17 protein-coding genes and 2 pseudogenes are annotated in these 24,446 nt (G+C 59.3%); 6 read left to right on the forward strand and 13 right to left on the reverse strand.

Annotated elements, in window-relative coordinates; translation table 11 throughout:
• Nucleotides 1-29 precede the first annotated feature (29 nt).
• The 9 genes and pseudogenes from U4Y91_RS06100 to U4Y91_RS06140 form a co-directional block, all read right to left on the reverse strand.
• Nucleotides 30-728, reverse strand: a complete 699-nt coding sequence (locus tag U4Y91_RS06100) for a TetR/AcrR family transcriptional regulator (RefSeq protein ID WP_321804101.1) — start codon at nt 726-728, stop codon at nt 30-32.
• Between the two features lie 558 nt (nt 729-1,286).
• Nucleotides 1,287-2,615 (reverse strand): MFS transporter, encoded by a 1,329-nt coding sequence (locus U4Y91_RS06105; protein WP_321804103.1) that lies wholly within the window; start codon nt 2,613-2,615, stop codon nt 1,287-1,289.
• Between the two features lie 120 nt (nt 2,616-2,735).
• A pseudogene (locus tag U4Y91_RS06110) lies at nt 2,736-3,542 on the reverse strand (class II aldolase/adducin family protein); the annotation flags it as partial.
• 99 nt (nt 3,543-3,641) lie between these two features.
• Complete coding sequence (locus U4Y91_RS06115) at nt 3,642-4,367, reverse strand: enoyl-CoA hydratase-related protein (protein WP_321804106.1); 726 nt, start codon at nt 4,365-4,367, stop codon at nt 3,642-3,644.
• Between the two features lie 41 nt (nt 4,368-4,408).
• Nucleotides 4,409-5,284, reverse strand: coding sequence for a MaoC/PaaZ C-terminal domain-containing protein (locus tag U4Y91_RS06120; protein ID WP_321804108.1), 876 nt, complete (start codon nt 5,282-5,284; stop codon nt 4,409-4,411).
• Nucleotides 5,285-5,304: 20 nt separating this feature from the next.
• Nucleotides 5,305-6,681 carry an MFS transporter gene (locus tag U4Y91_RS06125; protein ID WP_321804110.1) on the reverse strand — a complete coding sequence of 459 codons (1,377 nt, stop codon included), beginning with the start codon at nt 6,679-6,681 and terminating at the stop codon, nt 5,305-5,307.
• Nucleotides 6,682-6,818: 137 nt separating this feature from the next.
• Complete coding sequence (locus tag U4Y91_RS06130) at nt 6,819-7,574, reverse strand: glucose 1-dehydrogenase (protein WP_321804112.1); 756 nt, start codon at nt 7,572-7,574, stop codon at nt 6,819-6,821.
• Nucleotides 7,575-7,603: 29 nt separating this feature from the next.
• Entirely contained in the window at nt 7,604-9,301 is a 1,698-nt protein-coding gene (locus tag U4Y91_RS06135; protein ID WP_321804113.1) for a class I adenylate-forming enzyme family protein, read from the reverse strand.
• A 66-nt stretch (nt 9,302-9,367) separates the two neighbouring features.
• A complete protein-coding gene (locus tag U4Y91_RS06140; protein WP_321804114.1) occupies nt 9,368-10,366 on the reverse strand; it encodes an NADPH:quinone oxidoreductase family protein in 999 nt (332 codons plus the stop codon).
• 716 nt (nt 10,367-11,082) lie between these two features.
• On the opposite strand from U4Y91_RS06140, the pseudogene U4Y91_RS36740 reads away from it, so the two are divergent.
• Together U4Y91_RS36740 and U4Y91_RS06150 are read left to right on the forward strand one after the other, a co-directional pair.
• A pseudogene (locus U4Y91_RS36740) lies at nt 11,083-11,451 on the forward strand (transposase); the annotation flags it as partial.
• 319 nt (nt 11,452-11,770) lie between these two features.
• Nucleotides 11,771-13,147, forward strand: a complete 1,377-nt coding sequence (locus U4Y91_RS06150; protein WP_321804115.1) for an MFS transporter — start codon at nt 11,771-11,773, stop codon at nt 13,145-13,147.
• Nucleotides 13,148-13,438: 291 nt separating this feature from the next.
• On the opposite strand, the gene U4Y91_RS06155 is transcribed toward U4Y91_RS06150, so the two are convergent.
• Nucleotides 13,439-13,597 carry a hypothetical protein gene (locus U4Y91_RS06155; protein ID WP_321804116.1) on the reverse strand — a complete coding sequence of 53 codons (159 nt, stop codon included), beginning with the start codon at nt 13,595-13,597 and terminating at the stop codon, nt 13,439-13,441.
• Between the two features lie 978 nt (nt 13,598-14,575).
• Nucleotides 14,576-15,706: an IS110 family transposase gene (locus U4Y91_RS06165; RefSeq protein ID WP_321804118.1), complete on the reverse strand. Its 1,131-nt coding sequence runs from the start codon at nt 15,704-15,706 to the stop codon at nt 14,576-14,578.
• A 157-nt stretch (nt 15,707-15,863) separates the two neighbouring features.
• Between U4Y91_RS06165 and U4Y91_RS06170 the strand changes: the two genes are divergently transcribed.
• Nucleotides 15,864-16,388 carry a MarR family transcriptional regulator gene (locus U4Y91_RS06170; RefSeq protein ID WP_321804120.1) on the forward strand — a complete coding sequence of 175 codons (525 nt, stop codon included), beginning with the start codon at nt 15,864-15,866 and terminating at the stop codon, nt 16,386-16,388.
• A 493-nt stretch (nt 16,389-16,881) separates the two neighbouring features.
• On the opposite strand, the gene U4Y91_RS06175 is transcribed toward U4Y91_RS06170, so the two are convergent.
• The gene (locus U4Y91_RS06175) at nt 16,882-18,699 is read right to left on the reverse strand and encodes a tannase/feruloyl esterase family alpha/beta hydrolase (protein ID WP_321804122.1); all 1,818 of its coding nucleotides are present in this window, start codon (nt 18,697-18,699) and stop codon (nt 16,882-16,884) included.
• Between the two features lie 382 nt (nt 18,700-19,081).
• Between U4Y91_RS06175 and U4Y91_RS06180 the strand changes: the two genes are divergently transcribed.
• Nucleotides 19,082-19,870 carry an AraC family transcriptional regulator gene (locus U4Y91_RS06180; protein ID WP_321804124.1) on the forward strand — a complete coding sequence of 263 codons (789 nt, stop codon included), beginning with the start codon at nt 19,082-19,084 and terminating at the stop codon, nt 19,868-19,870.
• A 478-nt stretch (nt 19,871-20,348) separates the two neighbouring features.
• On the opposite strand, the gene U4Y91_RS06185 is transcribed toward U4Y91_RS06180, so the two are convergent.
• Nucleotides 20,349-21,284: a LysR family transcriptional regulator gene (locus U4Y91_RS06185; RefSeq protein WP_321804126.1), complete on the reverse strand. Its 936-nt coding sequence runs from the start codon at nt 21,282-21,284 to the stop codon at nt 20,349-20,351.
• A gap of 178 nt (nt 21,285-21,462) precedes the next feature.
• Here U4Y91_RS06185 and U4Y91_RS06190 point away from each other — a divergent pair, with 178 nt between their 5' ends.
• The gene (locus tag U4Y91_RS06190; RefSeq protein ID WP_321804128.1) at nt 21,463-23,667 is read left to right on the forward strand and encodes an FUSC family protein; all 2,205 of its coding nucleotides are present in this window, start codon (nt 21,463-21,465) and stop codon (nt 23,665-23,667) included.
• A 186-nt stretch (nt 23,668-23,853) separates the two neighbouring features.
• The gene (locus U4Y91_RS06195; protein ID WP_321804129.1) at nt 23,854-24,138 is read left to right on the forward strand and encodes a DUF4148 domain-containing protein; all 285 of its coding nucleotides are present in this window, start codon (nt 23,854-23,856) and stop codon (nt 24,136-24,138) included.
• The last annotated feature ends 308 nt before the right edge of the window (nt 24,139-24,446 follow it).

Raw genomic sequence — 24,446 nt, forward strand, 5'->3', positions numbered from 1 at the left:
TTCATTTCGTGACCGATAGCTATCTGCCTTCACTTCACGCGAACTTGGCGTCGCATTCGTGGATCGGTGCGCGCCCTTCCCTGACTCGCCGCGCCGGCCTCATTGCGGCGGAGCAGCCCGGACATCAGCAATGCGATGCATTGGTCGGCGACTTGCTCCGAGCTCAACTCGCCGTCGGGCCGATACCACCGGCCGATCCAGCTGAGGGCGCCTGCCAGGGTGAAGGCCGCGAGTTTCGGGTCCACCGATGCAATGGTGCCTTCGGCGATCGCCGATTCGATCAGATGCCGGAATTCATGATCGATTTCGGCCTTCAATCGACGCAGTGTTCGACGGCGATCCAGCGGAAGCGGCTCCTCACCCACACATATCACACACTTGCCGAAGTCCATCGTGACCGCTTCGGCATAGCGGCGCATGGCTGCCGCAAGCTTGTCGATTGCAGTGCCCCCGGATTCGGACGCTTCGGCGACGGCGTCGCGGATCATCTGCAACCCGATACGGACACACTGAAACAGTATCTCGTCCTTGCTCTTGACGTAGTAGTAGAGCGTCGGCTTGGTGACGTTCAGGCGCTCCGCGACTTCGTCCAGCGACGCGGCGTGAAATCCCTTCTCGTTGAATACTTGCGCTGCGGTCCGCAGCACGGCCGCACGTTTGTCTTCACGTTCGCCCTCCCGCTCATGCTTCTTCGTCCAGGGCGACCGGACCGGTTGCGTGTCGTCCATGTTTGACAATCAATCGGCTGCGCGAGCGAGGTCGGCAGGCGACGTTACTCACGAGTAAATAAATTACTCTGAAATATAGTCGCCGATATGCGCGGTGTCAAACCGGTGGCCGGCACGACCAGTTCACGCAAGCTTCCGAAGCCGATCATTGCGCGCCTTGCACCTCAATTGAGGTCGATCAGACGCGATTGCAGGTTCGTTTGCTGACGAGCGCGCGATTATGAGCGCGGAACCCTCCGGTGGTTTCACGCGTGAACAATGCCGTCAGAACAAAAGCAACGATCGTGAGACTCGATATGAGGTAGAGCGCCTTGTTGTAGCCCGACGCGGAGCCGAAGTCACAATCCTCACCAATAAGCGCTCCGAGCACGAATGATCGGTCAGTTCAGAGATGTACGGGCATCCCCGCTTACGGGTAGTGAAGCGGGATGCATCTGATCCGAATGCAGTGGGAAGAGCCTTTGAGATGCACCCCAATGTGGCGACGTTGCCCGTGAACCGTTCGACGCGATTTGCATCGGGATCAAACGATTCCAAGACTCCGACGAGACGCGTCGATCAGACGGGCGGAACGCCTTCGATGCTGACCTCACGACGGCCTGATGGCTCGCTCTCGCTGCCGCGCTCGACCCGTCTGCTCATCCAGAACAGAACGACGAACCCCACCACACCGACTGCGGCAATCAGCAGCAAGCCCGCGCTATAGCTCCCGGTCCTGTCGCGAATGACGCCCATCAGAACGGATTGCACGAATCCGGACAGATTGCCGATCGAAGTGATCATCGCAATGCCGGCCGCGCCTATGGTCGACCTCGTCAGAAGGTTCGGCAAGGTCCAGAAGATCGGCAGCGCCGACATCAGACCGAGCGCGGAAACGGAGAAGGCGACGATCTGTGCGATCGCTGATGGGACAAAAACTGCCGCTACCAGACCGGCGACAGCCAGCCCGAGCGCGACGAGCGCATGGCCACGACGCTCCTGATGATGATCGGAACTGCGCCCCCACAACACCATCCCGACGGCGCCGATCAGGAACGGAGCGGCGGTCGCGAAACCGGTCTGAATGATGCTCAGGTGGGCTTCCTTCATGATTTGCGGCAGAAAGAAGGCCAACCCGTATGAAATGCCTGCCAGACAGAAGTAAATATACGCGAGCCCCCACAGCTTCCCGTTCCTGAGGATCGCCACGATGCTTTCATGCCGATGCCCGACTCCCTGCGCCCGCTCGGCGGCCAATGTCGCGACCAACCACCGCTTCTCTGCGCAGTTCAACCACTCGGCATCCTCGGGCTTGTCGCGCAGCACTTTGAACACCACGAGTGACAGGAACAGTGCGGGCATCGCCTCGACGACGAACATCGTCTGCCAGCTCTTGAGCCCCCAGAGACCGGATCCGTTGATCAGAAACGCGGATACCGGGGCACCGATGACGCTGGCCATGGGTATCGCTACCATGAACGTGCCGACGTAAGTCGCCCGCCAGCGACTCGGCACCCAGAGCGTCAGGAAGAAGATGATGCCGGGAAAGAAACCGGCCTCCGCGGCTCCCAGCAGCAATCGGACGACATACAGGCTCATCTCACCCTGGACAAGCGCCATGGCCGCCGAGAGGACGCCCCAGGTGAACATGATGCGGGCGATCCAGCGACGGGCGCCGAAGCGTTGCAATGCAATATTCGAAGGAATCTCGAACGCGAAATACGTGATGAAGAACAGCCCCGCGCCGAGCCCGAACGCGGCATTGGACAATCCCAGGTCCTGATTCATCGTCAGCGCGGCATAGCCGACATTGACGCGGTCAAGATGGGAAACGACATAGCAGACAAGCAGTAACGGCAAGAATCGCCGCAAGACCTTGCGCATGCAACGTTGATCGACGGCATCCATGTCTCTTCCATCCTTCGCATATAGTGCCGCCAAGCACAAGCTATACCGGATTCGTCCGTTCGAATCGGTTATCGCCATGCCGGGCAGCTTGTTGTGTGGTGTTTGAATGCGTCCGGCGGATCAACTGTCGTAACGAGGCAGCTCGCGCTCCACGAGCCTGACCGCGGCGTCGAACCCGACCTGCTGATAGCTCAGTACCCCGCCGGTGTCGATCGCGTCATCCGCGATATCGAGTTTCGCGAACTGGTCGGACGTATGCTTGCGCACAACTTCCGGCGGATAGATCAGTTTGCTGCCGCCTGCCAGGGCGGCAATTTGGGCCTGGCACGCGCGCTCCAGGTAATAGATGACGGTCCACGCGTCCGCTACCGTATTGCCTGCCGCCAGCAGCCCATGGTTGCGGAGAATCATCGCCTTGTTGTCGCCGAGATCGGAGACCAGTCGGGCACGCTCGTCCGCGTCCGATGCGATGCCTTCGTAGTTGTGGTACGAGAGTCGTCCGTAGAATTTCAACGCATGCTGACTGATCGGCAGCAACCCCTCCTCCTGTGCAGAAGCGGCAATCCCGGCTGCCGTGTGGGTATGGATCACACAGGCGACGTCATGTCGCGCCATGTGCACGGCCGAATGGATCATGAAGCCCGCCTTGTTCACACGCTGACGCCGGTCGGACCGTGCGTCCACGATGTTGCCGTCCATGTCGATCTTGACCAGACTGGACGCCGTGATCTCATGAAACATCTGACCGTAGGGGTTGATCAGGAAGTGGTGCGCATCCGTACCGGGAACGCGCGCGCTGATATGGGTGTATATGTGATCGGTCATCCGGTGATACGCGATCACCCGGTACAGCGCGGCGAGTTCGCAGCGAATTTTCCATTCCGTGTCACTGTATTCGTATGCCATCGTTGTCTCCTTTTGATTGTCCTGACATGCTCGAAACGTATGCGCATGAACGGGCGTCGGTGCAACGCCCGCCCCTTCCGACGATGATGCGTGTCGCGCTCTCAAGCGACACGGGCAAGATCACTCGCCTTGCCAGACCGGCGAGCGCTTGCCGATGAATGCGTCGACCCCTTCCTTCGCATCGCGACTGGACCAGAGGCGGCCGATCGCCGGATGCGCCCAAAGCGCGGGATTTGCAACGCCGGCCATCGCGGGGGTTTGGCCGACGACCTCGATCGTGGCGGCAATCGCAACCGGTGAACACTCGAGAATCGACGTCGCGTAGCGCATCGCCGCGTCCAGAAGCCGATCCGGCGATACGACTTCGTTGACGAGCCCGAAGCGCAGCGCGGTTTCCGCGTCAATCGACGTACCAGTCAGCAGCATCTGCATCGCGAATTTCAATGGAATATGCTGCGCGAGGCGCTGCAGTCCGCCTTCGATGGCAGCGAGACCGACTCTCGGCTCGGGAAGGGCAAAACGCGCGGTATCCGCGGCAACGGCAAGATCGCATGCGAGAAGAATCTCCACGCCGCCGCCCAGCGCAACACCGTTGACCGCCGCAATGACGGGCTTGCGCCGCCGAAAGCGCCGGCTGAGCCCCGCGAACCCGGACAACGGCTTCCTTGCCGGGTCGAGATCGTCCTTGATGTCACTGCCCGCACAGAACGCATGGGGCCCCCTTCCGGTAATGATCGCCACCCGTAGCGATGCGTCTGCCTCGAAGCCGTCGAAGATCCGCGCGAGCTCGTGATGCGCGTCGACGTTCAGCGCATTCCGGAAGTCGGGACGGTCGATGGTGACCACGAGTACCTGATCGCGAACGTCGCATGTCGTAAACCGGAGTATCATGAGCCCATCCCCACGTCGATTTTGAAGTACCCGTCATCGATGACGACAGCATCGCGCAACGGGGCACGTACCTGGAATCGAACAGCGTCGGATCGTGATTGCCAGATCTCGAGCATCAGGTCGTCGCCCGGATAGACGGGGGCGGTAAAGCGAACGCGCATCTCGCGCACCAAGCCCGGATCGTTTCCTGCGATCGCCCTGACGAGTGCATGCCCGACGATCCCGAACGAACACAGGCCGTGCAGGATCGGGCGTTCGTATCCCATCGTGGCGGCGACGGCCGGATCGACGTGCAGCGGGTTGTCATCGCCGCTCAGGCGATAGATCAAAGCCGTATTCGGCGCGACGCGAAGCGGGATGCTTCGATGCGCGTCCTCGGTGGGCATCGGCTCCCTCTCCACGCGCGGAAACGCAGGCCCACCCCACCCGCCGTCGCTTCGACAAAGCTCGGTGCTCGTGACCGATGCGATCGGCGTGCCGGCATCCGCGTCGATGATGTCGCGGGACGTCATCAACACGGCGCCCCGGTCCGGCCCGCGGTCATAAAGCCCGTCGACTCGCGTCCGTCCGACCACCGTTCCTTCGGCACGGATCGGCCGATGAACGACCAGATTCTGTTCGACGTGCAGCACCGCGCGCCAGTCGATGCCCGTTTCGGGCCGGCGAATCCAGAACCCCGGATAGCCAAGTACGACGGCCATGGTCGGCAATGCGCTCAGCGCCTCTTCGTAGACATACCGGAGATCGTCAGGATCGTGCGGGACTGCACCCGCGCCGACACCCAGCGCATAGAGAATCGTGTCCCGCTTCGTATACCGGTGTTGCACGTCCGCGAACGTCCGGTTCGCCAAGGCGGCGTGGTCGATAGCCAATTCACTCCTCCATTTCCGTGTCATCGCAGGGAATTGATCGTGGTGCCGATCTCGGGCGCGGCGTCGCGCCCTGGCTTGTCCGCATGCCCTCCGTCGTTTCCGGAAACCGCGATGTTCTCGAGATACGTTTCACGGGCGGTGGCGACGGCGATCAGCGAAAGCAGCCCGCCGATCATGATGTAGAGCGCCAGCGGCCACGACGCGCCGCTCGACGCGAACAATGCCGCCGCGACGAACGGGACGGGCCCGCTCGTGATCAGGCCGCCGACCTGATATCCGATGGCGGACCCCGTGTAACGCAGGCGTGTCTCGAATTGCTCCGGCATGAAGCTTGCGATCGGGCTGTAGGTACTGGCATGCAGAAGGGGCAGCGCGAGCATCAACGCCAGAAAGACGTATACCGGCTTGCCGCTGTCGATCAGCCAGAAGAACGGATACGCAGACAGCACGACGAGTAGCGAGCCGCCGAGCAGCACCGGGCGACGCCCGTACCGGTCGGCCAACAGCGCGAACAACGGGATCGTGAAAATTTGCACGAACGACGCCGCGCAGACGGCGCCCAGCACGATGTCCCGGGAAATCCCCGTGCGTTCGGGGGCGTAACGCAGGATGAACACCGTGGCCAGGTAGAAGAGGATATTCGGCGACGCAATCGCGAAGATGGTCACGAGCAGCGGCCTGGGCGCGGTCCGGATCACGTCGACGACGGGAAAGCGCGCCTCCTGCTTGCGCTCCCGCACTGCGGCGAACGCGGGCGTTTCCTCGATCTTCATGCGGATATAGAGGCCGAGCAGCACCAGCACCGCACTGCCGATGAAGGGCACGCGCCAGCCCCAGCTCATCATGTCGTCGGCGGGGAGTTTCTGGACCAAATAGAACGATGCCGTCGCCAGCACGAGCCCGGCCGGAATCCCGCACTGCGGCCAGCTTCCGTAGAACGCCCGTTTGCGCGGCGGCGCATGCTCGACCGCCATCAGCACCGCTCCGCTCCACTCCCCGCCGATCGCGATACCCTGCAGGATGCGAAAGAACACCAGCAGGACCGGCGCCAGTATCCCAACCTGATGATAGGTGGGCAACAGGCCGACCATGGCCGTGGACACGCCCACGATCGACAGGCTGATCACGAGCATCGCCTTACGTCCGAGCCGGTCGCCGAAATGGCCGAACACGACCCCGCCCAGCGGCCTGGCGACGAACGCCGCCCCGAATGCAGCGAATGACGCCAGCGTGCCGGTCAGCGCATTCAGGTTCGGGAAGAAGATCTTGTTAAAGACGAGTGCGGCTGCCGTGCCAAACAGAAAGAAGTCGAAGTATTCGATCAATGTCCCGATGAAGCTGGCTGCGGCGACCTTGATGATGCCGGTACGCGCCGAGGTTCCGTTCGAACTGCGCATGCTTGTCTCCAATGGTGTTCTTCATGACTCGCGTGCCGCCATGCACAGCGATGCGACGTGCCGGCATCGCGATACGCGAACCTGGTTTTCCGGTCGGCATGCGTGCCGACGGCATCTGCTCCGGTCACTCGCCGAATTCACCTCACGGTCAACCCACCATCGACGACGATCGCCGTGCCATGGATGAAATCGGCGCCCGGGCCGCACAGGAAGAGCGCGACGCGAGCGATGTCCTCCGGCCGCCCCAGGCGCCCCGCAGGTACGCGCTTGAGTGCGCGAACGCGTGCCGAATCCTCGTCGTCGAGCACGGCGCGGGTCATCGCCGTGTCGATCATGCCGGGGCAGATCGCATTCACGCGGATGCCGAACCGGCCGTAGTCGCTGGAAAGCTGCCGCGTGAAGCCCAGGACCGCGTGCTTGCTCGACGTGTAGGCCGCGCCGCCCGCTCCCGCCTTGAGTCCGGCAATCGAAGCCATGTTGACGATCACGCCGGCCTGGCGTCGGATCATGTGCGGCAGCACTTCATTCGTGATGCGATACAGCGACTTGACGTTGACGTCGAAAACCCGATCCCAGCGCGCTTCGTCCGTCTCGAGGCTTTCCCTGAAATCGTCGAGAACGCCGGCGGTGTTGCACAGGATGTCGACGTTCTCGAATGCCTCGATCGCCGACGCCACGACGCGATGGATATCGTCGATGACGGTCAGGTTCGCGTTCACGCAAAACAGGCGACCGGCGTGGGATCCGGCTGTCGACATGCGCTCGAGGCGGTCGCGGTCGATATCCACCGCCACCACGCGTGCGCCTGCCGCCAGAAACAGGTCGACCTGGGCGCGCCCGATTCCTGACGCGGCACCTGTAATCAGCGCGACCTTGCCCGCGAGGTCGACCATTGCAGCGGGGTGCTCCGAATGGATTCCATTCATGCGGACACCTCGCGAATCCCGTTCCAGCGCACCGGCTGAGGCACGAGCCGCCCGCCCCTCACCTGGGCCGACAGTTCGCGCTTGAGGATCTTCCCGCTCGCGGTCAGCGGGAAATCGTCGATGCAGATGAAGTACTCCGGCATGTCGTACTTGGACAGCCCGGCGTTGAACAGGTGAGCGAGGATGTCATACGCATCGACCGGGACCCCGTCTGACGCGATGATGCCGAGGCACACTTTCTCTCCGAGGCGTTCATCGTCGACCGGAAATGCGGCTGCCTTGACGACGCGTTCATGTCTCAACGCAAGCCCCTCGATCTCCGCCGGGTAAATGTTGTGGCCGCCGCGGATGATCAGATCCTTCGACCGTCCCGCGATCTCCAGGTCTCCACGCTCGTTGAATCGGCCGAGGTCGCCACTCATGAACCAGCCGCCGGCATTGAACGACGCCTGGGTCGCCGCGGTGTTGTTGAAATAGCCGAGCATGAGCGACGCGCCTCGCCCGCCGATTTCGCCGATTTCTCCCGGTTCGGCTTCGACATCGCGATCGTCTGCGCGGAAGATTCGCAGCTCGTAGCACGCATTCCCGCGCCCGACGGTTTGTCCGACCGTCCGGATCAGCGTGTCGATATCGTCGGTCGGAATCGTCGACGTATGCGAACCGTTCTCGGTCATGCCGTACGTGTTCTGAGGCTTGATGCCCCGTGCCGCGAGACGACGTGCAAGCTCGGCCGGAATGGCGGTGCCCGACAGATAGAAGACGCTGACGTCACCCAGCCGGTCGAGTCCACGTGCGTCCAGCTCGCGGAGGATGTCGATCGCATGTGTCGGCACGCCCATCAGATAGCGGGCCTCCGACGCGATGATGCGGTCGAGCGGATGTTCGCCCTTTCGCAAGTCGTTCACGACGAACTCGCATCCGCACGCGAGGCACTGCTCCAGCCCGACCGTCGCCAGGTGATGGCTGAGCGGCCCGAGGCAGTACATGATCAGATCGTGCGTATGCCCCCAGTCGGCCACCATCGCCCGCCCGTTCGCCAGCAGCGTGTTGTCGCTGTGCATGACAGCCTTGGGCTGCCCGGTCGTTCCCGACGTGAACGCGAGATAGGTCACCTTGTCGGGATTGTCGTTGACCGGCTGCTGCGGCCCCGTCGGCTCACCGCGCGGGAACGCCCGCAGGTGCTCGAGGTGATCCGTCGGCGTCCCGTCGCGATGCGGAAATGCGTAGACACGTCGAATGCTGGCGATCGACCCGACATGCTCGAACACATCCTTCACGTCCGCGTCGGCGCCATATCCGGGCTGACCCACGAAGGCCGAAACCGAACAACGGTCGAGCAGCGACAGCACCTCGTCGACCGTGTGATTCTGATGCAACGATAGCGTGCAAATGTAGCCGTTTCGCGAACATGCAAGCATCAGCACCACGCATTCGACGCGATTCGGAAGCCATCCGGCCACCCGGTCTCCCATCCGCACGCCTGCATCGTGAAGGTCGGTGGCCACTGCGTCTGCCCATCGAGTGAGTTCTCGCCATGTCAACCGCTCACGCGAATCGCGCAACGCATAGCTTGTCGGCCGCGCGTCGGCATGCTTTCGCGCCAGTGTGTACAACGTATCGTTCTGCCACACGCCTCTGGCGTAGTATTCGCGCGCAAGCATCGGATCATGCAGTGTCAGCATGTTCGAACGCATTTACGTCTCCAAATCTAGTTTTGTTTTTCCGAATCGATCGGCACCGATTCGCCATTCCAAATGAAATCAGGCGTGGCTTCTGACGTTGACAACGACCTTGCCGCGCACATCGCCGTTCCGGACGAGCGTCATCGCTTCCGCGGCCTCCTCGAAGGCGAATGCACGCATGACTACAGGACGAACGTAGCCGGCGCGCCAGAGCCCGAAAATGCTTTCCTGCGCTGCCCGCACCTTCTCAGGGGCACGCTCGCGGTAGTCGCTCCATTGCAGGCCGGCAATTGAAATGTTCTTGAGCAGCAGGTAATTGACCTTCACCGAGGGAATCTCGCCCGCGACAAACCCGATGATGACCACGCGACCACACCATGCGGCCGCTCGAATCGCGCCGTTGAAGAACTCGCCGCCGAGCGGGTCAAGGATGACGTCCGCACCGCGCCCGTCCGTGATCGCATGAACCTGTTCGCGCACACTGTCCCGCAAATTGCCGCCGGACAAGTCGATCACGTGATGAGCGCCGGATTCCAGGACGACCTGTCTTTCCGCCTGACTCCGGACAGCGGCGATCACCGTCGCGCCCAGGCCGACCGCAAGCTGGACGGCTGCGAGGCCGACACCGCCGGCGGCTCCGCCGATCAACACCGTCTCTTCGGATTTGTACTGACCGCGCTCCATCAGCGCGAACCACGCCGTCTGATAGACGAGCCCCATGGCGGCCGCCTCCTGATACGCCATCTCGTCCGGCACGCGAAATGCCTGCGAGGCGGTGGCAAGCGCCTGCTCTGCAAGTGCACCGAATTCGATTTGCGACATCACTCGATCGCCCGGAAGGTATGCTGTGACGTCAGGGCCGATGGCCCGTACCACGCCGGCAAAATCCTTTCCCGGCGCGAACGGACGTTGCGGTAACAACTGATACGTGCCGGCAACCGTGAGAATGTCCGGAAAGTTGATACCCGCAGCTTCCACGTCCACCAGAATCTGTCCGGGGCCCGGTATCAGGTCCGGCACATCCTCGATACGCATCGTCGACGGTTCGCCGTGTTCGTACACTTGATAGCTACGCATGAATCTACCTTTGTTGAGATGAGAAAAGCAGATGCAGTTCGCGCTCCAATCCGCTTATGGCGGAGCAGTCGCATTCACAAACTTTCATCGTTCTGAATTGATCACCCACAAGTCACCTTTGGTTGAGTTCCGCCGGTCACATGCCTCATTGTTCGGACAGTCGTTCGTCGCCAGACGATCGCAACCGTCGCAATCACGACATGATTGCCAATTCAGTAGAGCATTCCTCGGGTCTGCAAGTACCATGCCAAACAGACAAATCATGAATTCCTTAATAAAATCATTGCCGTCAACATCGTAGTCGCAGCCAGACATTTGTCTCTCAGGTGTGCACAGAAGACTTTGGAACACACATTGTGTCTTCCCGGACGACACTCTCGCGAGGCGCGGGCGACCATGTTCTTGCACCTACGGCTTTACCGAAGGCAAATCGTTTTGAGGCGGTTCGCGTCGAAGGCGTAGGATGTCGGCGTCCATAATTTGCGCTAGCCGTGTTCACCGGAGCACTAACAAAATTAGTATCCCGTCTAGCGTAAGAGTGCTGAGTCGTGGCAAGGATCCCAGTACGTCATCGTTGACGATGTAATGCAGGTTTCCGCCTCGGAGAAGGGGCCCAAAACAAGATCAGCTTGCTTGTTGGGCGTCTGCCTTCGCCACCAGTAAGGCCTTCATGTTGTCGATCCGCCGTACCGTCGACGACACTATCAGTATCCCTAATCGTAAAAAATGGAATGTCGTCGGCCGATGTACAAGATCTGATGCTGACGCTCAACAGATCGGCCATCGAACAGGCGATGGACGCCGAGATGTATCTGCATCGGGATACCCTCCGGGTCGACCCAAGCTACCCGGTCAGGCCAACGCCACTAATAGCGCCAGGCAACGAGGTCATCACCGATCGCGGCCCCGTGCGGGCCGACGTTCCCCGCGATGAGGACTGCGGCCTCGGGCGCACGCTCCAGGCGATGTACCCAGTAGTGTTCTTCGACGCCCTACGTAACAAAATCCGTGACGGCGGCGTTATCAACAACCATGTCGTTAATCTCGCCCTAGGCATCGAGGCCGATGAACAGCGCTGCGTGCTCGAGAAAACGGTGGCGTTCCTCTCTTCGCGGAAGGTACGGCATGCCAGCCACCGGCCGACGTCCTCGCCATTCCGTCGAGCGTTCACCGTCGCCATCCGGGCATGCCATCGGATCATCACGCGAATCGCCAGGCTGATTGGACGGCCAGGGCTTGGATATGTATGTAAGCATGCACTTATATATCATCATATTGATGCATGTTTACGCTAAAAACAGGGTTAACACCCGCATGCAGCATGTTTACTCTCGTAACAATGACAGCATATAGTCACAAATGCGCGCCCAACCTTTGCGCCAAGCCCATCGACGGAGACTACTCATGCGCCGCATAGACGTATACGAACTGGCTGACAGAGCCAGATTTAACGCATTTCATGCCAAGGTTTTGATCTGGTGCCTGTTGGTAATTGTCATCGATGGTTACGACATCGCAGTCGCTGGTGCCGCGTTGCCGTCGATCATGAAAGACATGGGCGTCGAAGCATCGACGGCCGGCTTCATGGCCAGTTCCGCTCTCTTCGGGATGGTTTTCGGGGCGATCTTTCTCGGCGCGTTATCGGAAAAAATTGGACGCCGCTGGACGATCTCCATTTGTGTCTTCTTGTTTAGCGTGTTTACCGCAATCGCGGGGCTCACTCACGATCCTATTACATTCTCCGCGATGCGCTTCATCGCCGGCCTTGGAATCGGCGGAGTCATGCCCAACATTGTGGCGCAGATGACCGAATACTCCCCTCGTAGGATTCGCAGTCTATTGACGACGGTGATGTTTTCTGGATACGCCATTGGTGGAATTCTCGCTGCGGTGATCGGCAAGCAGTTCATAGCGGAATTCGGTTGGCAGGTGGTATTTCTCGTGGCGGCGGCACCTGCAGCGCTAATCCCATTCATCCTGACATCGATGCCGGAATCTCTTTCGTTCCTTATTTCACGAAAGGACGATGCTCATTTGCGAAAGGTAGTTGGCAATATTGATCCGAGCCTCAAGTTGACTGTCGCAGACACCTTGCTGATGCACTCTCAGGATCGTGAAGCCGGCGCTCCCATGGCAAAACTCTTCCAAAACGGTCGAGGTATCAGCACGATCATGTTCTGGATTGCGTTCTTCACGGGACTTTTCATGATCTATGCATTAAGCACTTGGCTTACCAAGCTTATGGCGATGTCGGGCTATAGCCTAGGCTCGGCACTGAGCTTCGTAATCTCACTGAATGTCGGTGCCGTAATTGGCGCGATTGCGGGTGGTTGGCTAGCGGATCGCTTTCACATTAAATGGGTTCTGGTCTGCATGTATGCCCTCGGCGCGATTTTCCTCTACCTGATGACTCTCAAGACATCGACCGAAGTACGGTACGCAATAGTCGCAGCCGTCGGGGCATGCTCCACTGGCGCGCAAATCGTGGCATACGCGTACTGCGGGCAATTTTATCCGACGGCAATTCGCTCGACGGGAGTTGGCATGGCCTCAGGTATTGGCCGATTGGGAGCAATCGTGGCACCTGTGCTGATCGGATTCATCGTCTCCTTGAAGCTTCCCCTCGAACAAAACTTTCTCGTGATCGGGTCGGCAGGAATCGTCGGCGCCCTTGCACTGGCATGCATCAACCACCGCCTGTCAGTGTCTGCGCAAAAACGCGGTGCGCAGGACTCCCCTACCGTACCGGAACCCGAGAAGCGTCTTGATCTTCAAGCTTGACCGATTCGTTTCATTTGCCACCGCGAAGTTTCGGTATACCCGGCCAAGACCTACAGTACTTCGTACGCCGACCGTCGGGTGATACTCGGAATTTCGCGTGTTAGGAAGAAGGTTCCGAGGTTGGTATTGTGGTCGCATCGCGGGTAAGACAACGCGAACCGAGTGATCGCATGCTGCCAAGCAGGGACACCCGTCCACTGCGCAACGAATTCGTAGCAACAACCGGAACAACTTCAGCGTGACTTCCGCTGACACGGAATCACATGCAAGATGCGAGTCTTGACTGCCGTTTCAGCGAAGACGTGTGCTGATCGCTTCCAGAATGCCCTCCGCCAGACGCCGAGACTGATCGCCCTTGTCGCAGGCCAATCCGTTCAGATGCAAGCAACCTAACAACATGACGCCGTCGGCATCTTCAGTGGCGTCGACGTCGATAAAGACCAGCATCACGTCGTCGATCTCGATCGGAACAGCGAGCGTCTGTCAACGAGGCGCTCGCCCAACGACGCGGTCAAGCGTCGGGCCTTCATCGCCTAACTCGAGACTCGCGGTCGACGACTGCTGTTCGTGTCGATTAACCCTCCACCGTCAATACACTCCCTGGAGCGGTCGCCCGCGTCGAAGGCGAACTCGTCTCCTATCCGTTCGGACCGGCCATTCGCCGCGTCACCCTTGAACTGCACACCCACGAAATCGAGATCGATCCCCGAGACGCGGCAATCATTGCCGAAACCCCTCGCTCGATGCCGCATACGCCGTGCTCGCTTCGACGACGATCTCGCTGTTCAGATTACTCAAACCAGCAACCGCATTCACGGCATGCTTATTTGGATCCATCTGACGCTCCGCTCGCGAGCGCCCCGACGTGTATTGCATCATGCCATTGATGCATATTCCAGACTGAATCCACCACCGCACCTAAGAATTCGTATATCTTGCGTGTTCGCGGGTAGCCGCATCGTCATGTATATGTTGTAATTCACCTATGCAAACCAGCATGACGGAAACTCGCGGAACTCATCGGCCCCTCCCATGTCGCCGCGAGCAGCGATGTTAGCCGCTGGCGGCCCCCGCCGCTATGATCGGACATTAAGGATGTTTACCGGTCGAGCAACGGCTCAGAGTAGCGAGACCCAGGTTCCCGGCTGATATGACTCCCGCTGTCAATCGGGAACGATTTTCAGTTTTCGAGGGGTTTCATTCGAATTCCCTGAGGGCGGCGTAGCAGTACGTCTCGACGGTGGATCACGCTGATATCCGCGGGTTGGCTACCGCATTACAGAGGTCCGCCCGATGAGCCTGCCGCTATCTAGCGTCGCAAGTCGAATCGGATTCGTTGCGTAGCCGAGTCGCGGGTTACTCGTGTGCCGGGCTACGCCGCCTTCAGGGAACTCTTTGCTCGGTGATTGAGGACTCGCGCTCGCCTGCTCAAGCCTCGCGCCTCTGCGGTTGCGAGGCAAGCGACATGGCAAGCTGGCTGATGTCCCAGATAAACCCGCTCAGTTCACGGGCGACCGCGACCACGGCGATGTTCTTCTGCTTGCCGCGTGCAACGAGCGTTCGATAGCGTCGGCACAGGCGCACCTGCGCGTCCCACGCTCGATCTACGATGGGCTTGGGAATCCCTTCGTGGCGGCACTGAATCTCCGGACTGACACGAGCCGGATGCTGATAGCTCCATGCCGATTCGACGAGCAGCTTTCTCGCATAACTGTTGCCATTCTTGGTGATACTGCCCTGACGGCGCTTCTCGCCGGACGAGTGCTCGCTCGGCGTTACGCCCAACCATGCCATCAACTGGCGGGGATGCGTGAAGCGTGACAGATCGCCCAACTCGGCAAGCATGCCGACCGCCGTGGTGAACTGCATGCCGCGCATCGTTTGCAGACCCAGTACTGCCGGGTAAAAGCGCCAGGCAACCACTGCCTCGCGCAGCGCAGCTTCCAGTCGATCGCATTGCGCAAGACGATCCTCGATCGTGCGTCGATGTTCTTCGAACGCCAACTGCTGCCATGCGCTGTCGAACGCAAACGTGCTCAGCCAGCGCCGGTGTGCTGCCCTCCAGTCGGCTCGACCGGTATAGCCGACCCCATGCGAAAGCAGAAAGGACTTCAGCCGCTGACGCGCACGCTTCAGATCATCCTTGGCACTCACCCATGCCCGTGCCAGATCGCGAAACGCTTCGTCTTCGACGGTAGGGACATAGACTTCCGACAGGTCGCCAGCCCTGAGCGAACGCGCCAGTTTGATCGCGTCGCGCCGATCGGTCTTTACGCGCTCTCCCGGCTTCCTTGGAATCAGGGACGGTGCACACACCATGCAGTCGATTCCCTTCTGCTGAAGTTGACGGTAAAGCCCGTAACCACATGGGCCCGCCTCGTAGACAATACGGATGCGCGACGCCTTCGATTGCAGACGCTTGCATAAGCGATCGATATCCGTCTTCGTGGTGCCGACCTTGCCGAGCAGTTCAACCTCGCCCATGCCGAGCGCATAGGCGGCCGTGATCGACTCCTTATGGACATCGAGCCCGACGTACAGCGTGCTATCGTGTTCCATGCTGGCCTCCGTGCTGGAAATCGCCGGGTGCGGCCCTGTCCGCACCGTGCGGCTCTGGCAGCAATGCTAACCCGCGTTTGATTCCTCACGGCAGGCCAGCCTTTGCCCCACGGGAGTCATACTGACTAGCTAGCCTGGTCCGATTCACAGGTAACCCATGACAAACTTCGACCCTTCGTACGATCAGTCCGTATCGTCCATCCACAATCGTCTGTTCTTCCGGTTGTTTCAAGCTGGCAACACGCTCGACCGGCAGACGACCAGGGCGCTAGGCATCACGACAGTGCAATGGGCGGTACTAGGCGCACTATCGCGCTCCCAGGCGGCCGACGGAATGTCGTTCTCGGAACTGGCTGACACTCTCGTCGTGAGCCGACAAAGTCTTGATGGCGTCCTGAAGCGGCTGGAGCGCGAGGAGCATGTGCTGCGCGTGGCCGACACAGTCGACCGGCGGGCGAAGAAGGTCATGATGACCCCAAAAGGCCGAACGTTCTGGGACAACCTGCAGCGCAAGATCTACGAGTTCTATCGGCAGGCAGTAGCGAGTTTTCGCTTCGACGACAAAGTATCGCTGATCCACTTCCTTAATCAGTTCAATAAAGGTATGGACTACGTGAAACTCGATGATCAAAACGAGAGCGAATCGCTTGACTTGGCGATATCACTACAGGAAATAGACTGAGTCGAAGCCACGATCTTCCTGAATATTCTCAGCTCTCAGAAGAATTCGTGATAATGTTGGCCTTTGCAAAAGATAATGCACCGCGACTTGCATTCGTTATCGCTACCCGATAAAAATCGAACATGGTATAGCAATACTTCGATCCTTTCTTGCAAATCGCATGTAACTCTTGGCAACGTTGTCCGCCCAAATACAGCCTATAGAATTCGACTGTAAATTACTGCTGCTCGCCACACATCATCATTATGCATTCCGCATGGACCGCACATTACACGGCACACATGTGCCCTCAGGCAGCATCAGCGACACCATCGCATACGCTGCCTGAGTCAAACCCCGGGATCCAGGCACAGTCCATCGTGTTACCCAAGATCCCGGTGAAACTTCATAAGTGGCCGTTCCGCCACGTGGGTCGATCCCCTTGCCTTGCAATTGGGGCTCCCATCCACCAACGCATTGATTACTCGACACGACACGCAGAACGGACAAGGTCTCATAGGCAGTCGTAGCTCGCTGCGACTGTAGGATTCCCGCTGACGAAGGTGATCTTCTTTGGATACACGCAAATGGGCATGCTGCGAGTCGTATTGCCGCTGGTTGCCTGCAACGTGACCTTGTCGGGAACCGCCCCCTTTTCCACCCAGTCGGTGAGTAGGCTATACATCTGGCCCGGCGCGAAATTCGGAATGATAGCCGCGGGATTCGATGTGCCATTGGGAGTGCTGTGCCCGAGACCTGGCACGAGATACAGTCGATAGAAGTTTTGAACGGCCGCCATGCTCCCCATCTGCGCCGCAACACGATTGTAGTAGTTAATTGTGCCCTGCGGGGCGATTAACTCGTCGGCCAGACCATGGTAAGTGAGAAGCTTGCCTCCACGATTTCTGAATGCCGACAGATCCGGATTATCAGTATTGATGCCACCGAACTCGGACTGCAGCGCAACCCCGCGATCATAAGCGTTCGACAGCTGGACATATGACAACTGCTTCCACAGCGATTGTCCATTGCCTGTCGCATTAGTGAATCCGGTGCCTGCGACAGTCGGATTCTGAAGTTCCAGGGCCACCATGTCGGACGCTATGATGAACTCTTGATTAGGATTGGCCAATCCGAGGAAGAACGGTGAATAGAAAGCGGTCCCACGCGTCAGGCCGAACCAGCGGTGATTCCCGTTACCCATAAGCGTGGTTGACGACGCTTGCGACCATCCATTGTCGACTGCGGGGTCTGGCACGCTGCTATCAGCCGTCATGCCATACCAGATCTTATTGACTACCTGCGCCTGCGTTCTTGTCACGCAAGCGGAAGTTGCATTCGTGCCGCCATCGGAGACGCAGAGCACGTTCGGATCCTTTAGCGGATCATACGCGCAGCTAGACGGATCGATGATGTATCCCAGGTGCTGTCCGCCGGTGATGTCACATGCGGCGATAGCTGCATTGGATACCAAATCTTCCTGTTCCGTGCTTAGCGGTGTGCCGCCGAGATCTCGTTGGAACACGATCTGTGGATACAGTTCGCTAGTAATGAATCGTGTCCAGTTGATCGCCGGGTACAGCGCAATTATCCCGTCGAAATCGTTCGGATTGTTCTGGGCAAGGTTCAACCCTTGGCGCCCCCCTGTCGAGCCGCCGTCCCAATACGAGAACTTTGGGACGCGTCCGTAGTAAGCCGCTGCGAGCGCCTTTGTCTTTACCGCTTGTTCATGAACAGCTCGCGATGCGAAGTCGGTCCAGAGGGTGCTGTTGATGGTCCCGTCCGGATTCATCGCAAATGACCCCACGCCCGGAATGGTGTGCCCAGTGTCGGTCGTCGATGAAACGGCACCTTCGTTACCGGCAACACTTGCCGCCGCAACACTGGCAATAGCGGTCGCAGAGCCCGCGGTTCCACCCTGCCAGCCGCTACCTCCGATCGCATGGACACGGCCGTTCCAATTTGACCTCGACGGCAGCCAGATCTCGATTCCGATTCCAGCTGAAGTCGACGGGGCACCGGCCGGCCCGGCGTTTCCGGGGCCAACGCTGAGCTTTACCATGCAGACGTCATTAGCCGCGGTCTGCGCGCTGCCACTGCTCTCGTCTCCAAGGACGAGAGGGTCCCCTTTTTTGAATGCTTTCACCGCTACTACCGACGTTTGAGCATCCGGCTTGAACGACGTCTTAAGCGTGTCGTCGCATACCAGAGACGCGTTCACTGCCGAATTGCTATTGTCTCCGTTGCAGGCAGTGAGCACCGGAACTGCGAACATGCAAGCTACCGCGCCTAAACGCGCATTCCTAATCCTCGATCGTTTGGATAGGTTCATTTTCATCTCCTCTCGCGTGGCGTCTTTCACTCGACATTGCCGGGCAACTTGGTGGGACCTAGACTTCCCTGCCCGCGGCCGTATCACCTCGGAGCGGACGATAACGGCGCTAGTCGACACGGGTCTATCGAAATTCGACTGCTGCGTTTCAACTTTCTGCTGTCTGGCGCCATGGGTTTCCCCGAGGTTGTGAACGGCCAACCGAGAGCCTTAGAATGCTTCCGGGATTTTTGGCAATGTGTTTTTGCTCTGCTATCAGATACGACGGAGATATCTCTCCTTGAAGTCAGACTGGGGAACTTGCGATACCGCGTCCGGAACCGACGGCGACAAATTGCTCATCCCCGTGAGACGTGCCCACTCGTCTTGGTCTGGACTCCCGATGATGATTCAGATGCTTCCGGGAGACGCCGAAGTCACCAATTTGATACCAAACCATCATTCTCTCGCCATAGCCCGCTCGGGCCGCAGGAGACGCCGATACGCGAGCCGCAACTATGTTCGCGACCTTGATGCGTCCCCGATGATGTTCGATCTATATAGTGACAACTATTGCGTCGATCACGCGACTTGGCAGGGCGTCCGGGGCGAGGTAGTGGGTGTGCAGTTCCCGGCCGTGATGGTGAATCAACTGCTGCATGCTCAAGGCAGCGGCTTCCATTTGACGACAACCCACGAATTGTTCGATGCCCCCCTCACTGAGCTGACGATATCGCTTTGGTACGAGGCAGAGGCAGGTGGCCCGCGGGGCGCACTCTACGCGCAGGGTCTCTCCATCGCTTTGTTGGGCCTATTAATAGAGCGCTATGGGGCATGTCGCCGAGCCGACACGAAGTCCAGAGCGAAATTTTCCACTTCGGAGCGCTTGCTCCTCCGCGACTATATTGCGCAAAACCTCGCCACGGATCTTTCGGTCGAAATTCTCGCAACGCTTGTCAGCATGAGCCCGTCGCACTTCTCTCGCGCCTTCAAAGCGACTTTTGAAATGGCACCGTATGGCTATGTCACCGAACGGCGTATCGAATCTGCTAGCCGGATACTTCAATCGGATACGAGTCGCTCCATTGCTGACATTGCGTATGGTCTCGGTTTCTCAAGCCAGTCGCATTTTACGGAAGCGTTCCGACGCAAGATCGGCACGACGCCGGGGCGATGGCGTTCCAGAAATTGACGAGCGGGTAGCTTCCGCTGTTCCTGACTGCGAGAGCGATAAACAAGGCGGACTTCGACGAGCCGGCCCGTCCGTAGCTGGACATCCGCCTGCCTTCGATCGACGCACTGCTGGCCGCAGGGTCGAGCGCAATCGTGCGAGTCTCAACGGCTCCTATGAACGGAGCCATGCCGAGTCCGCCGTTACCGAGTTCTCGCTTTCGCCGTACGGTGCGGGAGATTGCAAATTTCTGCTCCGCGCTGCTGCAGTCAAGCTGGATACATACCATCAGTTCCAGATCGATCACCTGACGAGAAACAAGGGCGCGTAGAGTGTGAAGACCGAGATTCCGATTCGGCAGATCAACCTCATGTCCTCGCTGCCGATCTGATTCGGCAGGAACGTGGCATTCGGCATGGCATCGCCCGCCACGAAGCGCTGACGGCAACCGCCCGGCGTGCCGCGTAGTTCGGCATGTCGATCCGGAAAAACTCACTCATCATCGCGCAAAGGGACGCACCGCATCCTGATCGGTTGCCATGATCGCCGGCATCGTGCTCTTCAAATAGTCGACCCAAGTGCGAATCTTCGCGTCGACATATTGCCGGGACGGATACATCGCATACACTCCCATCTGCTGCGACTTGTACTCGGGAAGTATCCAGGCGAGTTCCCCGTTGCGCAGCCCGCCAATCGCTGAATAGATCGGAATCAGGCCGATCCCCAGGCTTTCCCGCACGCCAGCGGCAAGCGCTTCCGGCGTATTGACTTCCAGCATCGCGGGCCGAAGTCGAATCGTCTGCTCTCCGTCTGGCCCGCCGAAAGTCCATACGTTCATCGGGAATTCCGGCGTGTTCAAGTGGATGCACGTGTGCTCCAAGAGATCGCCGGGATCTTGCGGGATCCCATGCGCATCGAGGTAAGCGGGTGACGCGCACGCGATACTGAACGCGGCGCCGATTCTTTGCGAAATCAGTGCCGAATCCGACAGCGCTATCGCCGCAGCGATGGCCACGTCATAGCCTTCGTCGACGAGATCAACCGAACCATGGGCAAGCGTGAGCTGCACCCTAACGTCTGGATAGCGTCTCTGATATTCACCGATCGCTTTGATCAGATAGTGCTGACCAAATCCAATAGGCGCGCGCACTCGTAGTTTTCCAGACGGACGTGCATGTGCCCTCGCCGCTTCCGCTTCGGCTTGATCGACATGGGCGAGGATTTGCCGGCAGTGCTGGAAATATCTCGCCCCGGCTTCGGTCATCGCGACGCGACGTGTCGTTCTGTTGAGCAACCGAGTTCTCAGATGGCGCTCGAGATCGGAGACCGCGCGTGACGTATGGGCTGTCGTGAAGTCAAGGCTCGATGCGGCCGCAGTGAAGCTTCCCATTTCGACGACGCGCATGAATACGCGCATATTTTGAAGTGTATCCATAGAGCGTCCAGATGTGACCTGCCGCGATTGTTGCACGGTCCGCAAAAAACATCATTGCAATCCACTTAAAAGCAGATTGCAAAGACGGCGATTTATCGCAGCATTTGCAAAAAATACAATCTGTTCCACCCTGGGAAGCCGGTCCGGCATGGTCCTTGGGCGTATCCGGATTCAAAATATGGATGTCGTGAAATCGCCAAAACCCGCGCGAGCGGCGGAATGGTCCACCATCGCGACGGACTGGCTCCAGACGGACGGCCTCACCTGGCTGTATATGGCGAAGGTCCTACTCGCGGTGTTTCTGTCGCTCTTCATTGCGATGAAACTCGAGCTCCCGCAGCCGCGCACGGCGATGACCACCGTGTTCATCGTTATGCAGCCACAGAGCGGCATGGTGTTCGCGAAGAGCTTCTACCGGATCTGCGGCACGCTGGTCGGCCTAGTCGTGATGCTAGCGCTCGTCGGCTTGTTTCCGCAGCAACCAGAGCCATTCATCGTATGCACGGCCCTTTGGGTCGGAATCTGCACGGCCGGTGCCGCACGAAACCGGAATTTCCGCTCATACGGCTTCGTGCTCGCTGGCTACACGGCTGCGCTGATCGGTATACCGGCGTCCCAGCACCCCGACAGCGCTTTCCTGTCCGCGTTGACGCGCGTCGCCGAGGTGGTGCTCGGGATCGTCTGCGCCGGCGCCGTTAGCGCGCTGGTGTTCCCGCAACATATCGGGCCTCGCATGCGTACTTCGGCCGGCACGCGCTTCCAAACCTTTGTCGACTACGTCTGCGCGTTGATGGGCGGGCGTATCGATCCCGACAGCATCGAGTCGGCCAACGCCGATTTCATCGCGGATGCCATCAGCTTTGAATCCTCGAGAAGCATGGTGCTCTTCGAAGGCCCAGAGGGTCGGCGGAGAACGGTGCGATTGGCGCGTCTCAATGCGGAATTCATGGCGGCGGCCACACGGCTTCATGCACTCCACCAGCTGATGGACAGACTACGGACGTCGCAATCCGCGGCCGTCGTTGTCGCGTTGCACGAGCACTTCAGAGAGATTCCGCCGCTACTCTGTCGAAATGGGACGTCGTCCGAAAAGCCGGAGGATGCGGCCGTAGTCGCGAATCAATTGCACGCGTACAGGACAACATTGGCCGACCGAGCGACGAAGCAACGAAGCCTGTTGACCAACGAATCGGCGATCGCCCTGTTGGAATTCGAGACCGGCATCGAGCTTCTCCGCCGATTTGTCGACGACATGCAGGCCCTGGCCGCAACGTATGCGTCCTTGGTGGGCTACGGTCATGCCCGGGACGACTGGGATGGCACATTTGAACCGAAGACGAGCATGCTCGCAGCATGCGTAGCCGGCGTGCGCGCCGCGCTTGTCGTAACGCTGCTCGGATCATTCTGGATCACCACCGCGTGGCCCAGCGGCACGACTTTCACGCTCGTCGGGGCCGCAATTTGCGCACTAGTATCTTCCACCGCGAATCCGAGCCGCACCGCGCGGCAAATGGCCGGCGGGACGATTCTCGCCGCCATCGCCGGCATGCTAGCGACATTCGGCCTCTACCCTCGGATTGACGGCTTCCCGCTGCTGTGCGTCGCACTCACGCCATTTCTGCTGCTGGGCCTGTTCATGTCGGTTCGGCCACAATGGGCGGGGTACGGCGTTGGCTATTGCATCTTCTTCTGCTTTCTTGCCGGGCCGGACAATATGACTGTCTTCGCGCCGGACGCATTCATCAACGACGCCATCGCCCTCGTCCTGGCAATGCTCGCGTCGTCACTTTCATATGCGGTATTTGCGCCCCCGGCCGCCGCATGGCTGCGTCGTCTACTGCTGATCGAAATCCGACGGCACATCATAACTGCGTGTGACATGCCGGTGCGCCGCGACGTTAGGCACTTTCGCTCACGCTTCGAGAGCAGCGCTCGCGATTTGGCCTTCCAACTTCTTGTGTTTTCCGGATCCGGACCGGCCGCGCGGAAAGAAGCGTTGCGGTGGTTCTTCATCGTGATCGAAATCGGTAGCGCGATGATCGATCTTCATCAAGCCTGCTATGCGCCGCTAGTCGAAAAAACACCTCGTGACGCAAAGTACTTTGCAGATTTGGACACATTGCGAAACCGGATCGGGGGGCTATTTCGCCATCCGACTCGGGCACGATTCAATCGAGCATTGTCGGCAACACGTGCGGCAACCGATGCGGCGACGCCGTTCCTCGAGGAAATGTCAGCAACCGAACTCTCGGACGAGCGTGGTCGGCGCATCTGGCAGATCGTCGGACACCTACATCTCATTCGTTCAGCGTTGCTCGATCCTCAATCGCCACTTGAAGAAGTGATCGCGAAGGGTAACTCCGAGGCGACGCGGAGCACATAGCATATCCAGACGGAATGCCGGTGCCTATACGAAATTTTCGCCTCAACCAACAAGCCGTACATCGAATACGACCTTACTCGGACTGCGCACGAACAATGGTTGTGCAGATGATGGCCCACCCTTGCTCAGGTCGAGCAAATCACCCGGTGCGTCTATATCATTCAAATTCACGGAGAAAAGCCCACGATGTGTAAAAGCAAGTTCATATTTTCGATCGCGCTTATCGTCCCCGCATTTGCGTTTCCCCAAACCAGCCAACCGTTGTCGCGCGTGCAGGTGTTCGACGATCTGGTTCGATATGAAAAGGCTGGCTATTCCCCGGCATTGAGCACCGATGCGTCTTACTATCCTTCAGATCTGGAGGCAGCCACAGCGCGAATAGAAGCCGCCCGCTCACATATGGTCGACTACGGCGCGACGGCTAACGGAAATGTCGAATCGAGACGTTCGACTGATTCGATCGAGCATTGAACCTCCGTTTCCTGCCGTGGCCTTTTCGACAGGCAGGACGTGGCCGTCAGCGCCCCATGCCCGCACGATTACCGGCCCGAAGAGGACGGCTTTTGCTCGAAACTCGCTCGAGCCCGCACTGCCAATGGTGGGCCGTGAATGCGCTGCAGGTCGGCACCTTTTTTCCTGAACCCGGGATGCGCGACGATGCATCGGCGAGGAACGATGGATGCAAAATCGGATAAATCGTCACAGGCTGTAGAACCGAGATGCACGAGCGCTATCGGTAGGGAGCGCGGCACCGGCAGACACAGAAGCTCTATGCCAGC

It is taken from the genome of Burkholderia sp. BCC1993, assembly GCF_905339865.1.
Lineage (GTDB): Bacteria > Pseudomonadota > Gammaproteobacteria > Burkholderiales > Burkholderiaceae > Burkholderia.